This is a genomic window from Pirellulales bacterium, from assembly GCA_036499395.1.
GTDB lineage: Bacteria > Planctomycetota > Planctomycetia > Pirellulales > JACPPG01 > JACPPG01.
In genome coordinates this window covers 318,997-333,254 of sequence record DASYDW010000116.1, presented here as the reverse complement: position 1 = coordinate 333,254, position 14,258 = coordinate 318,997, and the positions used below count along the sequence as shown (strand labels likewise).

At 61.3% G+C, this 14,258-nt stretch carries 6 protein-coding genes; all 6 read right to left on the bottom strand.

The window, feature by feature from the left end:
* Positions 1 to 56: 56 nt before the first annotated feature.
* The 6 genes from VGN12_21455 to VGN12_21430 all read right to left on the bottom strand — a co-directional run bounded on the left by VGN12_21455 (position 57) and on the right by VGN12_21430 (position 14,127).
* The gene (locus VGN12_21455; protein ID HEY4312029.1) at positions 57 to 2,000 is read right to left on the bottom strand and encodes a DUF4340 domain-containing protein; all 1,944 of its coding nucleotides are present in this window, start codon (positions 1,998 to 2,000) and stop codon (positions 57 to 59) included.
* 92 nt (positions 2,001 to 2,092) lie between these two features.
* Positions 2,093 to 4,792 (bottom strand): Gldg family protein, encoded by a 2,700-nt coding sequence (locus VGN12_21450; protein ID HEY4312028.1) that lies wholly within the window; start codon positions 4,790 to 4,792, stop codon positions 2,093 to 2,095.
* A gap of 151 nt (positions 4,793 to 4,943) precedes the next feature.
* Positions 4,944 to 5,696, bottom strand: a complete 753-nt coding sequence (locus VGN12_21445; GenBank protein ID HEY4312027.1) for an ATP-binding cassette domain-containing protein — start codon at positions 5,694 to 5,696, stop codon at positions 4,944 to 4,946.
* Between the two features lie 502 nt (positions 5,697 to 6,198).
* Positions 6,199 to 7,803: an L-aspartate oxidase gene (gene nadB / locus VGN12_21440; GenBank protein ID HEY4312026.1), complete on the bottom strand. Its 1,605-nt coding sequence runs from the start codon at positions 7,801 to 7,803 to the stop codon at positions 6,199 to 6,201.
* 60 nt (positions 7,804 to 7,863) lie between these two features.
* Complete coding sequence (locus tag VGN12_21435) at positions 7,864 to 9,120, bottom strand: peptidylprolyl isomerase (GenBank protein HEY4312025.1); 1,257 nt, start codon at positions 9,118 to 9,120, stop codon at positions 7,864 to 7,866.
* Positions 9,121 to 9,321: 201 nt separating this feature from the next.
* Positions 9,322 to 14,127 carry a hypothetical protein gene (locus tag VGN12_21430; protein HEY4312024.1) on the bottom strand — a complete coding sequence of 1,602 codons (4,806 nt, stop codon included), beginning with the start codon at positions 14,125 to 14,127 and terminating at the stop codon, positions 9,322 to 9,324.
* Positions 14,128 to 14,258 lie beyond the last annotated feature (131 nt).

The window sequence follows — 14,258 nt, the reverse complement described above, 5'->3', positions numbered from 1 at the left end:
ACCCCCTAACCATGCCCTTTCCCCCCGCGGGGGAGAGGGGTTTAGTTTGCCACCCTCTACTTCGGTAGGCCTTGCAGGCCCTTGAGGGCGTCGAAGTCGATGGGGTTGTTGCCTTCGCCGGCGGGCTTGGCGGGGTCGGTCTTTTTCTTGACCAATTGTTCGCGGCTGATGTGGATCTTCTTGTACGTTCCGTCCGAGATGACGTAGTACCAGTCGGCGAACCGCTCGTTGAGTTCCTTGACGCGTTTTTCGCCGTCGGCGATTTTCTTGTTGTACTCGTCTTCCTTGCGCTTGTTGTCTTCCTTGATGCGCTTGATCTCGGCCCGCTTGGCGGCCTGCGCCTTTTCCTCGGCTTCGGCGGCGGCGTCGGGATCGACCGGCGCTGCCGGCTTCTTCTCAGCGGCGTCGGCTTCGGCCGGTTGTTCGGCCGGGGCGGCATTCGCGTTGGCCGGTTCGTCCTGCTTGGGCGGCTCTTCCGTGACTTGCGCCAACTGAGTTAATGCGGCATCATCGGCCAGAGCTAACAAGTTCTCATCGCCAGGCGCGAAGCGCGACGATTCGTTCTTCGGCGCCTCGGCCGGTGCTTCTTTCGCGGGCTCGGCGGCCGGAGTTTCGGCCTTGGGCTGTTCGTCGGCCGGCTTGGCCTCGGTTCCTTCAGTCGGCTTCGCCTCGGCGGCGGAATCGGCCGGCTTTTCTGCTGCCGGTTTCTCGGCCGCAGGCTCGTCTTCGGCTCCTTCGGGCAGTGGCTGGAGTTCGGGCTTGGGGATCAGGTCTGGGCGGAATTGCGCCGTGACCATGATGTAGCGATCGACTCCCTTTTCTTTTTCCTTTTCGTCCTTGGGCTTGTCCCCTTCCTTCTCGGCGTCGGCTTCGCCCTCTTTTTTCTCGGCGGGCTTGTCGGCTTCGTCCTCGTCTTCCGAGCCTTGTCCGGCGATCTCGCCGAAGCGCAGGATGTATTCCACGCCGTCATTTAAGCCGCAACGGACTTCCCCTTCGTTCGAAAACAGGGCGAAGCCTCCCTGCACCGGCGCCAGGTAAAACCCGCGCTGCTGCAGAGCCTGCCGCGTGGCGCGGTCGGCCACCAGCTCTTCTCCCACCTTCAGATCTTTGCTTAAACCGGCCGGCTTGTGCCGCACGTCGACGATCTTCAGGTCATCGAGCGCCGTTTTCAACTCGTTTAGCTTCTGCGCGTCCAGTTCCTCGTCATCCTTGAGCGTGAATTCTTCCCATTTGCCGCTGGCGGGGTCCATGCCCTCCATCTTTTCCAGCGTCCACTTCGAATCCTTGTTGTCAAAGTCGACGATCGTCAGTCCGCGCTGTACCAGCGGCTGCTCGCGATTCAACTCGTCGACGCTGTGGTCATCCATCACGACCTGCTTGACGTCGAAGGCGTTCAACTTCAGCAGGTCTTCCTCGATCCAGTTCTGGAACTTCGTCGATAGCTTGTCGGTCTTTACCTTGGCGCGATAGATGCGGTCCTGCCCTGGCACACGCACATAGTGCAGGTCGGGCTGGTCGGGATCTTTCTTGCCAATGATGATCTGCGCGAGCTTGTTGCCCCCTTTGTCCTCCAGCGTGACACGCTTGCCGACGCCCGAGTCACCGGGCTGTAGCTTGGCCGCGTCAGGATCGACGACGCCATAGGTGGATTGATCGCCCGGCGCTTCGGAGACCATCGACAGCTTCTTGAGACCAATCACGGACACGGCCGCTTGTTCGAGCTGGTTCTTGGCGTCGGCCGGATAGCCTTCGTGCGAAGGAATCGACCACACGCCGTTGATCTGCGCCACCTTGAAAGGGCGCAAGCCGCCGGTCGGTTCGTCGTATTCCACGACTTCCATGCTCGTCGCGGTGAGCGGATCCTTGAACTCCGGGAAGAATTCCTGGCCGATATCCCCTTGCCGCTCGCTCGTGCCGGTCGAAGGACGCAGCATAAAGGCCGTCAACAGCAACACGGCCGCGGCCCCGACGAACGACAATGTTTTATTGGTCTCGCTCATGATTCTTATCAGTGGTCAGTTGCTGGTAGTTGGTAGTCGGTATTTGGTATTTAGTAGGCAGAGTGACTGTCGTGTTGGGGCAACCGCCCGAGTTATGTCCGCAGGCGGCTGCGGGCGACGCCTTCGCGTTCTTTCGCGCGGCGGTTGAAGAACACCGCCAGTCCGACCAACAGCGGCGGAATCGGCGGCAGCACCACGGCCCAGAACTTGTACCAGTTCTGCACCGAGCTTACTTGCCGGGCCAATTGCTTGTCGATCGAGGCGATCTCCTTATCCCGCGTCTTTTTCAACTCGGTGGTGTCGCGCTCCAGCTTCGCTTGACCGGCGGCTTGCGCCATGGCCACTTGCTGCAGCATCGACTTGGTGTCGCCGCCGGCCTTCTTCAACTCTTCGACCTTGTCGTTCAGGGCCGACTGCGCCTTGGCGATCGCCTGGTCGTAATCGTCGTTGAACTTCTTCCGCTCTTGAATGCTGGCGTCGCGGGCCGTGTCCATCCGATCTTCGATCCGGGTCAGGACGCGATGTTGCGGACGACGCTTGCGAATGTCGATGAATCGGTCGTCGCCCGCCAGATTGTCGAGCGTATTCAACACGAACGTCACGTCATCGGCGTTCAGATTCAATCCATCGCGATCGGGATCGTTGCCCTGTGCTCGCAGCTCGAAAAAGTCGCGGAACAAGGGATCGATATCGGCGACTAGCACGACGTTGATCGCGGGCGCCTTGGCGGCTGCCGGATCGGCGCTATCGGCCTGCGGCGCCACGTTTGGCTTCCCATGAATCCAGGCAGCGATTGTGTATTCCTGTCCGGTGTTCACCGGACGACGATTCGGATTCAAGCCTCCGCCCGACCCGAAGAATGCCGGCATCATGATCTGGTCGTAAGCCATCGTGCCGGTATGGGTGCCGGTCTTCACCAGCTCTTCGAATTCCAGCGGCGAGGCGTTCAGCTTCTGCACGTAGCCGGGGAAGGCGAACAGCACCATCTGCAAACCTGAGGTGATCGAATTCTTCTGATCGAAGACCCGGTCAGCGCCCAAACCGGTGTCGACGAAGACGAATTCCTTGGGGAACTCGAGAAACTTCTTGAAGGGGTTGTAGTCCTGCCAGACGACTTGCGCCGCCGAGAAATCGACCCCCAGCAAATCCCATAGCGGTTGGATATTTCCCTTGGGCTGCGGACGTTGCTGCCCCATGCCCATCATGCCGCCAGGGGGCTGCTTCTCGGCACTGGTGGCCGGCACGCCGTGGGCCAACAGCGGAAACGGATCTTCAAAAATCGCGGTCGCCTGGCCGCGCCGCACCACGTCGATGAAATTGTTCATCTGATCGGGCCCGAGCGACGACGGTTGCACGGCCAACAGGGCGTCGTAAGTCTCGTTGATCGGGGCGTCGGCGCTGACCTGGACCACTTCGTATTGCTTCTTTAGTTCCTCAATGAGCGGTTCTTCGGGCGTGGGGCGGAACGACTGCTGGTCGAAGCCGCCAAAGAACTTCGCGTCGGTCGTCAGCACGCCGATCCGTTTGCGCTTCTGCTGGCTAACGGTGCAGATCGAGCGGGCCAACTCGTACTCGGCCGGGATACCGCGGTTCATGAACGGGATCACGACCTTGTTCAAGCCCGACGTGCAGGCCAGGCCGAGATAAATCTCTTCCTCGGTGATCGCGCCGCGAGCCTTGGACAGCACGCGTCGACCGCCGATGCCGAATTCCTGCTCGGCCCGATCCGCGTTCTCGCTCAACGGCTCGGTGTCGTGGATGTTGACGATGACCTTGCTGCGATCCATTGCCTCGAACTCACGCAAGGCTGACAGCAAGTTCAAACGCGTTTCAACATACGACTCGGGGACCGTCGGGCTGATGTATGCGTCGATCTGCACCGGGTGCTTGGGATCGAGGTCTTTGATCAATTCGCGGGTCTTCGGCGACAGGCTGCTCAATTGCTCGCTGCTGATATCTACGCGGCGATCAAAACGCTGGCCAATCAATACCAGACCGGCGGCGGCGAGGATCAACGACACGGCCCGCACGAAGTAATGCCCACCGAGGGACGAACCGTCTTTTCCTCCCTGCCAATGCCGGCGGCCGATCAGCAGGATGCTGAGGTACAGCATCGCCACGACGATCAGCAGGAAAAAGGCGATGCTCGACAGGCTGATGACACCCCGGCCGAAGTCGCGGAACTGGCTCGACAGGCTCCAGCTCTTTACCGCCAATGCCGCATCAGGCGGGAAGATCACTTCGGCCGACGAGGCGAATGCCAGGGGAGCGTTGAACAACGCGCCCAGCACGAACCCCACCGTCAGGTTGCCGGTCAAGAAGCTGGCCACCATGCCGATCGACAGCATCGCCAGGCCGACGAACCAGTAGCCGACGTAAGTCGCCACGAATAGGCCCAAGTCCGGCGAACCGAGCCGGGCCAGAACGACGAAATTGCAGAACAGCGAAAACACAAGCGCCACGGTAAAGATGGCGACCGCGGCCAGATACTTGCCCAACACCACGTCCAGATCGTTCGCCGGAATGGTCAGCAGCAGCTCGTCGGTCCCTTGCCGCCGCTCTTCGGCCCAGATGCTCATCGTGATGGCGGGGATAAACACCAGCAGGATGAACGGCAAGTACTTGTTCAACTGGTCCAGATTCGCGAGGTTCGAGTTGAAGAACTCGTTCGGCCAGAAGGCCGCGAACGAGCTCAACAGCACGTACACGCAAATAAAGACGTAACCCGTCGGGTTGGCGAAGTAGCTGAAGAAGTTTCGCCGGAAGATGGCGCTAATGACGTTGGCGTTCATGGGCACTGCGAACCGCGATAAAAGTTTTGCGAACGCTCCGATTCATGCGGAGCAAGAAAATATCGACATACCGGGCGAAACCACTCAGCAACCGCGGGACGAGTCCGCCGATTGACTCGGCCGGAACACCGTATTCGCGGACGCGCTTGGCTCAGGTCTCGCTGGTCGTTAGCTCGTGAAAATGTTCGTCGAGCGGCTTACCGTCGCTGGTCAGGGCGGCGGGCGTGCCGTCGTAACGCAGCCGTCCCTCGTCGATGAACAGCACGCGGCTGGCCATCGCTTCGACCTCTTGCAGAATGTGCGTCGAGAGCAGGATCGTCTTTTTCTCGCCCAAGCGGCGGACTGTGTCTCGCACTTCGCGAATCTGGTTCGGATCGAGCCCCGCCGTCGGCTCGTCCAGGATCAAAACGTCAGGCTCGTGCAGCAGCACCTGGGCCATGCCCACGCGCTGGCGGTATCCTTTGGACAACTTGCCGATGGCCTTGCCGATCACCGAGCCGAGGGCACAGAGATCGACCACGGCCTCGATCCGCTCGCGCTTGTGAGCGCCAGAGAGACCGCGTGCGTCGGCGAAAAATTCCAACAGCGTTCGCGGTGTCATGTCGGGGTACAGCGGACCGTTCTCGGGCAGGTAACCCAGCCGGGTGGCGCCGGCCAACCGGTCGGTTCCCATGTCATGCCCAGCGATGCGGGCCGAGCCGGCCGAAGGGGCCAGGTAGCCGGTGAGCAGCTTCATGGTCGTGCTCTTTCCGGCGCCGTTAGGTCCGAGAAATGCGACGACTTCCCCTTGGTGAATCTTAAAGCTGACGTCCCGAACAGCGGCGAAATCGCCGTAGTACTTGGACAGCCCTAGGGCCTCGATCATTGCCGGGCCCGGCTGCCCGTTCGCGGGCGATTGACTCATTATCAAGTTTCTCCCTGCCAACTAAATTGCAAAACACGCCCGACGGCCGCCCCCACGGCCCGCCGGAAACCAGCCTGGCAATTGGCTGGCAAACCCCCTCCGCGAGGGTCGTTTAGAAGTTACTGCCCCCCTACCCCTGTGTCCATACCTACGAGTCGGACGGCAGCAGGGTTCGCCACGCCCGGGAGGGGAGGTAATGGAACAGTAGCTCGAAATGCCGCTTCGCGCCGGGGGGCGTGGGTGGTGTGGCGAACTGCTTTGGGCCGTCCGAACGGCAAAGATTTTGATCCGCAGATTGCGCCGATTTTCGCAGATTTAAGAGGACGCCGCCGCAAGGCCGGGGTGCCACGGCCTTGCTTGTCGTGGCCATGCTGAAGCGGTGAACGGTCAGAAACTCCTTGCGTTAACATGCTCACGCAAGCGTGAGCATGGCACCCGGCCGTGGCATGAATCGCGGCACCAAAGTCGTATCCGGCGCTGACGGCGAGGGCCGGATGTAACGCTATTTGCGGGTGAAGGAGATGTGACGCTGCCAATGCTTGTTGTCGGTCTTGGGGAAGTCGGTCCGCAGGTGTACGCCCCGGCTTTCCTCGCGCTCGAGTGCTGCCTGGACCATGAGCCGCGATACGCACAGCATGTTCTGCAACTGCCAGCCCGATGGTTCGGCGAACTGCCGATTCAACACGTAGCCGCACAAGCGGTCGATCATTTCCGCGGCTTCGGCCAGGCCGGCTCGCTCGCGCCGTACTCCGACGTCGCGCCACATCAGGCTCTTCAGCGAGTTGCGAATGTCGATCAGGTCCAAGGGCTCGCCTGGGTCGGGCACGGCAGGGTTAGCGAGCGGCAGGGCCCGAAAATCGTCGTCGATGGCCGCCGCGGCGCGCGACGCCTCCGCGCCCGCGTGCGCGCCATAAACTAGCCCTTCGAGCAGACTGTTCGAGGCCAGCCGATTCGCGCCGTGCAGGCCGGTCGAAGTTACCTCGCCCGCCGCCCACAGCCCGGGCAGCGTCGTCCGGCCGTCGTGATCGACGGTCACGCCGCCGATCATGTAGTGCGCCCCTGGCCGGACAGGAATTGGATCGCGCGTGATGTCGATGCCGAACTCGGCGCATACCGCGGCAATGCCGGGAAAGCGCGTCCGCACCCGCTTGGGATCCAAATGCGACAAGTCGAGATAGACGTTTGGATGCCTGGTCTTTTCCATCTGCGTTACGATCGCGCGGCTGACAATGTCGCGCGGCGCCAGTTCGGCGCGATCGTCGTACTCGGGCATGAAGCGCACGCCGTTGCGATCCACGAGCAGAGCCCCTTCGCCCCGCATCGCTTCAGTGATCAGGTTGCGGCTGCTGCCGGCGATGTAGAGCACCGTCGGGTGGAACTGCATAAATTCCATGTCGCGCAGCTCGGCCCCCGCACGATAGGCCAGTGCGTGACCGTCGCCGGTGGCCACCTCGGGGTTTGTGGTTTCGCGATAGACCTGCCCCGCGCCCCCGGTGGCCAGGATGGTCTGCTTGGCCCACACCATCGTCTTGCCGTGCGATTCGTTCCAGATCAGTGCGCCGCGGCAAGAACCTTCGCTGGTCAGCAGATCGAGCGTGTGGGTATTCTGCCAGGTCTCGAGATTTGGCAGGCTGTTCACGCGTTCGATCACGGCGCGCATCACTTCGCGTCCCGTCGCGTCTCCGAGCGCGTGAACGATGCGATCGTGGCTGTGCCCTCCTTCGCGTCCTAGGGCGAGTGCGCCTGACTCTTCGTCGAAACGCGCGCCCCAGGCGATCAACTCGCGTATCCGGTCCGGCGCCTCGCGGACCACCATTTCGACCACGCCTGCGTCACACAAGTCACCGCCGGCACCCAACGTGTCGGCCACGTGATTTTCGAAGCGATCCTCGGGATCGAGGACGCCGGCGATGCCGCCTTGCGCGTAATTGCTGTTCGACTGGCGAATGCTGTCCTTGGTGATTACGAGCACGCTCAGGCGGGGATCGGCCGCGAGTGCCGCGCGTAAGCCGGCCAGCCCACCGCCGATGATCAGCAAGTCGGTGAAATGGTGTGGCACCCGCTTGGGATGGAAGGGGACCAGGTAACGAGCGGTAGGGTCAGGCATGGGAACGATTCGAATACAAGGTCGTGGCACCTTTAAGGCTTGTTGGATGGCACTTTATTTTTATGGACTTTCGCGATCATCCTTTGCGGCATCGCTGACTTTCCCGTTGCCGCCTTCGTGCCGTCGGGGGACATAGGGATGCGCACGCTTTCGCAGGACTGTCGCCGTAACGATTTTGTCGAGAACTACGTTCTTCGGCATCGGATACGCCGAGTCGATACGTTGGAGCTTCGCAAGCACGTCGAATCCCTCGGTCACTCGTCCGAACACCGTGTTCTTGTCGTCGAGCTTGCGGTTCGCCAGGAACGCAATACGAAACTCGGACGACGCGTCGGAATCATCGGGGGTTACCATGCTGACGCTGCCGCGGAAATGAACGCGGTGGTCGGGGTTTTCGGTCTCTGCGGGGATTGTGAAGTCGGGCGATATGCCGCTGGCGGATTGCCGTCCCGCCTGAGCGCCAAGCCCCGAGATGACGTCCTGAAACTCGCAACCGTCGTAGAATTTGTTTTCCACCAGTTTGATAAAGTTCGCCGTGGTGTTTGGAGCGTCAATTTCAAACAATTGCAGAGTGATGTCTCCCTTGCTCGTCGATAGCCGAACGATCGGCAGATCGTCCGCCATGTCCTCGACTTTGCGGCGTTTCTGCTCGTTGGCCCACAACGCTCTGTACCTGCCAGCCCACTCGAGCTCCTCTCGGGGCTTTACCGCTAACGCGTCCATCGTAATGACGCCCTTGGGCGCGGCCATTTGCAACCGCAAGTCATCCATGCCTAGCGTGCCGCTCTCCTGGGCTCGCTCGAGATAGAGGCGGGCGTTCTCAAAGTCGTTGGCGCCGAAGAATGCCATTCCCGCGCGGGGCGTCAGCGCCGTGTCATGCTTGCCGTCCGGCAACGTGACACCACCGACGACCTGGATCCTTAAATCAAATTCATTTTTGACAAGCAGGGTGGCAATTTCCGCTGCGGTTTCATAGTCGTCGCGATTGATCAAATCTTTCAAATACACCACCATCCACTCGACGAGGTCCCGATCCTGATTGGGGTGGCGCCGGTACTCCGCGAGCCCGGCTTTTTCGAGCGCTGCCGCGAGAGTCCGAATCTTGTCGACCTGCTCGCGATAGGGCAGCATCTTGGCGCGGCGCTCGTCCGGCTTTGCCTTCTGCAGGGCGTCGAGCCGCTTTTGAAATTCGATTTTCGCATCCTCAAACTCGGCGCGCAGCTCAGCGAGCGTCTTGTCCGCAGGCTCGGCGCAGCGAGCGTTGGTCGCGATCGCGAGCGTTGCCAATAGTACGACGGCGTTTCGGAAAGCAGGCACTGCCGTACTCCGAATGCGAGCGAACAGGTTAGGCATTTGCGGAAGGCTTAGATCAGGCGAGTTTATCCATGAGTCTCGTGTGCCATGCCTTTTCCGTGGTTAGCGGGATAGGCATGCGATCGTGGGACCGATATTCACATGCTTATGCGCCTGCGGCGCAAAAGCATGGCACCAGCGAGGTCGAAGCGAGTTCGCGCGAAATCACTTGCCGTCTGGACGGGCACCCTTGGCTGCACCGGTAGTATACGCCCGGTACTGGTCGGCGTATTCGGGCGGGGGCTCGCTACGGCGCGACTCGCGGACGCTGGGGGATTGCCCTTCGTGCGTCTGGCCCCCTTTGAGGGTCGTGCCGCGCGGACGCAAGCCGAGGCTCTTCATCTTTTCTTCGGCCTTCTTCTTGGCCGTGGGATCGGCGCTGTCGGCCTGCTTCTTGAAGCGATCCCATTGATCGACGAAGCGGCGCATGTCTTCGCGCGTCCACTTCAGCTCGTCGAGTAACTTCTGATCGGGCTTGTCCTTGGCCAACTGATCTTTCAAGTACTCGATCGCCAGGTCCGTGGCCTTCTTCGTGTACTCGAGATTGGGATCATCCTCGGGCGTCTCGGGGCGCGCGGCCGGGGGACCGGTGGGCTCTTCGGGCTCGCCGCCGGCCAGACCACCGCCGCCCATCGGACGGCCGACGCCCGGCGTGGTGTTGTTGCGTTGACCGGTGCCGCTGTCGCGCGGCGCTACGCCGCCGGATTGCTGCTGGTTGCCACCGTTGCTTTGCGATTGATTGTTCGACGACTGCTGACCGTTCTGTTTCTGCGACTCGCCTTGCTGGCCCGAGGCGCCTCCCTGTTTATCACCGCCGGGCTGCTGGCGCGAGCCTTCTCCCTTTTGCCCGCTCGATGAGCCCCCCTTTGCGCCGCCGTCGCCTTGCTTTTGATCGCCGCCTTGGTTCGACGTCTCGCCGTTGCCTTGCTGATCGGCCTTACCGCCCCCTTCGTCGGAGGCCGTGTTCTGACCCGCCGAACCGGTCCCTGGACTGTTGCTGCGCTGCCCTCCGCCTTGACCGCCCCCGCCGGACTGATCTCCCTTTTGTCCCTTGCTGCTGTCGGACTGGCGCTGGCTTTGCGATGGGGAATCGGGATCTTGTTCGGACGATTTGTCCTGCTGTTCTCCCTTGCCGGGCGTTTTGTCGCGCGGTTGGTTCGCCTTGTCTTCCATCGGCGAACCTGGCCCCTTCTTATCGTCGCTGCCATGTCCGCCGCCGGCGTCGCCTTGCGTATTGTTGTCGCCGCTGCCGCCTTGCTGGTCCTGTTGTTTTTCGTTGTTGTTCTGCTGCTTCTGCTGTTTGTCCTCTTGCCCACGCGCGCTATTGCCTTGCCCCTGCTTGGAGCGCGTCTGGCCTTCGCCCGGCTGTTGCGGCTCGGACTGCTGATCTTCGCGCGCGCGATTCTGCTTATCCTGACCCCCCGGCGATTGCGACTTGTCCGCCTGACCGCCTTCGTCTGGCTGACCTGTTTGATTCTGTTTGTTCGTCGAAGAGGGCTTACCTTTTTGATTCTGGTTGCCCGACGAGTTTTGCTTTCCGGCGGGATTCTGTTGCTGTTCGTCGCCCGCGCCTTGCTGATCGTCTTGCGCCCCCTTTTCGCCGGCGCCTTTCTCTTTGCCCCCTTGTTGCGGCGCCTTCCCCTTGGTGTCGCCGGCGCCTGAGCCGGACTTGTCGGCCTGGTTTTGATCCTGGTCTTGCTGACCACCGCCCGTGCCAGGCTGCTGGTTGGGCTGCTTTTGACCCTGGGCACCGTCGGGGTTTTTGCCTGCGCCCTTTTGGTTCGGCTTTCCTTTTCCCTTTTCTCCCTCATCTCCGGCGCCCTGCTGGTCTTGTCCGTTCATGTCGCTATCGGACTGCCCCTTCGCGCCACCGGATTTGTTCTTGGACTTTTGTCCTTGCTGATTCTTATCGCCTTGCGCGCCGTTTTGCTGCGCATCGGCAGCATCATCTCCGGGCTTCTCGTCGCCGGGTTGGGACTGCGAGCCCTGTTGCTGGGCGCCGGACTGCTTCTTCCCACCCGACGGCTGATCGCCTTGCTGCTGGTTGCCGCCTTGTTGGTTAGGTTGATCAGCGCTTTCTTGTTGGCGCTGCTGATTGTCGCCCTGTTTCGGCTGGTTTTTGCTCCCTTGGCCCTGCTGATTCTGGTTCTTGCCCTGTCCTTGGTTATTCTGCCCCTGATTGCCTTGCTGATCCTGATTGGGCTGTTGCTGGTTTCCTGACGAGCCGCCTTGTTGATTTCCCTGGCCGCTCTTGCCGCGCTGATTCTTGTCAGGCTTGCCTTGCTGCTGATCTCCCTGGCCTTGCTGACCCTGGCCCTGTTCGCCTTGGCCTTGGCCCGCCTCGCCTTGCTCGCCTTGCCCCTGCTGACCACCTTGCTGATCGCGATTCTTTTGGCTGCCCTTTTGGTTGCCACCTTGCCCCTGGCCGCTCTGCCCCTTACCGCTTTGCCCTTGCTGCTCTTGGTTGCCCTGATTTCCCTGACCTTGGTTGCCTTGGCCCTCGTTCGATTGGCCCTGGCTTCCCTGGTTCTGGTTCCCTTGACCGCTCTGGTTTCCCTGTTGCGGCTGGCTTCCTTGCTGACCTTCGTTGCCCTGCTGACCGCCGCCTTGTGATTGATTTTCCTGCTTGTCCTGCTCTTGGCCCTGTCCCTTTTGTCCTTGATTCAGTTGATCCTGATTTCCTTGCGGCGGATTTTTCTGATCCTCGGGCTGCTGGTTGGCCTGATCTTTCTGCTGCTTATCTTGTTGTTTCGGATCCTGCTTCTTCGGCGGCTGCTTCTCGGCTCGCTCGTTTTGCGGATTGTTCTGCTGATTGGCTTGATCGGCGCGCGGGACGTCCTGGTCCGGCTTGTTCGGCTGCCGGGCTTTGTCGTCTTCGTGCATCCGCTTCAGGATTTCGTCGAACGCCTTTCCCTTATCGGCGTCGGGATCGACTCGCTTTTCCTCGCGCGGGTCCTGAACTCGCTTTTGTTGCTTCTGATTCTGCTCGCCTTGGGCCTTCTCGTTTGGTGTCGATGGCGGATTTTCTTGGTCGCCTTGACCGTTGCGCTGTGGGTCGACGTCGTCCTGTTTCCGCTGGGCATCGTCGCGTTGGTCGCGGTTGGGTTGCTTCTCCGCAGCTGCGTTATTGCCGACGCGCTGGTTCTTCGGATCGCGCGGCGTTTGATCGTCCTGCGGTCCGTTGCGCTTCGTGCTTTGGCGATCAGCGTCCTTCTCGGCCGGGTTATCTTGCCGGTCGTGCTTCGCGTCGTCTTCGCCTTCGAGTGGCCGGCGCTGATCCGCGTTTTGCTGCGAAGGTTGCGCGGTCCCACCTTTTTGCCCATCGCGCGCCTGCGGCGGCTGTTGCGCCTTGGGCGCGGCGATCCGCAACACGTAGTGCGGTGTCTCGACACGATTCGGCTCGGGCTGCTTGTTGTCGACCGCTTCGGCCCAATAGGTCACGGTGTCGCCGGCCGACAGCTTCAGCGCCTTGGCATCGAACAAGAACTGACCGCTAAAGTTTCCGGATTGCGGCGCCGCCAACAGCGGACGATCGAGCAACTTCTGCCCCAGCCGTTCGGCGAAGAGCGTGACGCCCGAAAGTTTGTAGTCCGGGTCGTTTGCCGAGACGGTCATCTTCACGACTTCGCTGGGCGCGATCGTGATCTCGGTCGATTCCGAAACCTCGGGCTTCGTAAAGTTCACCTCGGGCGCCAGGTCGGGCGTGACGTCGATCTTGTAGCGAATCGGCTTGGGATTCTCCTCGCCGTCAGAGTTCACGAATCGCAGTTGGTAGCTGTTGTACTCGGGCTCGGTGGTACCTTTGCGCAATTGCAGAGGAATCGTGATCGACGCTTTTCGATCCTGCACCTGCATCGGCAGGTCGCGGGTGCCGTCGCATTCGTAATCGATAAATGCCGACTGGATCGCGTCGTTGGCCGTGGCCTCGATCGTGACGCGCGTTCCTTCGAGGGCCGACAGGTCTCCCTGCCGTTCGACGCTGCGGTCTGATTGCTCGGTGTAGGCCGGATAGTCGTACGTGACGCGATCCACCACGATCGACGGGGTCTCCAGCATGCGCACGTAATAACGGTCGCTCTTGGCGTCACCGGCGGTGACCCAATATTCGATATCTTGCTGCAAACCTTCGGCCGTCGGCGGCAGCTTACCGGCGAAGGTAAAGCCGTCGCCACTCATCGGCACCGTCTTGTCCACCACCTGACCGTCGACGGTCGAGTAGAACAGCGTCACCTCTTCACTGCTGCGTAGACCGCTGACCGTGGCCGTGACAGGGACATATTGTTCGCGAAAGGCCTTGGTGGCGCCCGGCGCAATGGAAGTGATGGCGACGCGCGTCGGCGGTGGAATGTCGGCCCACGGCGCGATCATGCGCTCGAACGAGCGGAGCGGATCCTTCGGCGAGGCGACCTTGTAGATCGCGCATATCGCCACGACACCCAATAACACCCAGGCCAGGATCACGAGCTTCGAGCGGTCGACGGCATGTTCGATCGTGACTTGCGAAAGGCTGGTTGCAGCCTGTTGCTCGATAGCGGCCATCACCTGCGGAGAAACCTTTTCGCCGCGCTCGCGCAGCAGCAATAGATTTACCAGGCTGTTCTTCAGCGTCGGTCGGCTTTCCTCGATGGCGTGCGCGGCATAGACCGGGTTGATCCGCCGAAACACTAGCGGCAACAGGACATAGCCGATCCAGGTGACGGCGCCTGTCAGGCAGACGGCCCAGATAATAGTGCGTCCGGCATAACCCAACCCACCGCTGATCAGCCAATGGTCGATCAAGGTCGCCGCGAGCAAATAGCCCAGCACGCCGGCAACCAGGATGAGAATGGCGCTGGTAAGGTCGACAACCCGCACCTGGCGCCGTGTCTTGCGCAGTTGCCCTTCGATGTACTTGTCGTACTCGACAAGCCGGACGTTGGTGCGCGTCGTCAACGGTTCGCGCGCTTCGGGTGTTCCTGATGCGGTCGCCATCAACTCATCCCGGACGGCTTTTGACGCCGGGGCTCTCTGGTTCCTGGGGCGCGCGCTCGCGGGGCTCCAACGGCCGATCGGCCACCGTCATTCTAACATTATAGACGTCGGTGGCAGCGAAATGATTCCCG

Bases quoted from the DNA above. Each gene is read 5' to 3' on its own strand.
- VGN12_21455 (HEY4312029.1), bottom strand. From the start codon at position 2,000: ATGAGCGAGACCAATAAAACATTGTCGTTCGTCGGGGCCGCGGCCGTG.
- VGN12_21450 (HEY4312028.1), bottom strand. From the start codon at position 4,792: ATGAACGCCAACGTCATTAGCGCCATCTTCCGGCGAAACTTCTTCAGC.
- VGN12_21445 (HEY4312027.1), bottom strand. From the start codon at position 5,696: ATGAGTCAATCGCCCGCGAACGGGCAGCCGGGCCCGGCAATGATCGAG.
- nadB (HEY4312026.1), bottom strand. From the start codon at position 7,803: ATGCCTGACCCTACCGCTCGTTACCTGGTCCCCTTCCATCCCAAGCGG.
- VGN12_21430 (HEY4312024.1), bottom strand. From the start codon at position 14,127: ATGGCGACCGCATCAGGAACACCCGAAGCGCGCGAACCGTTGACGACG.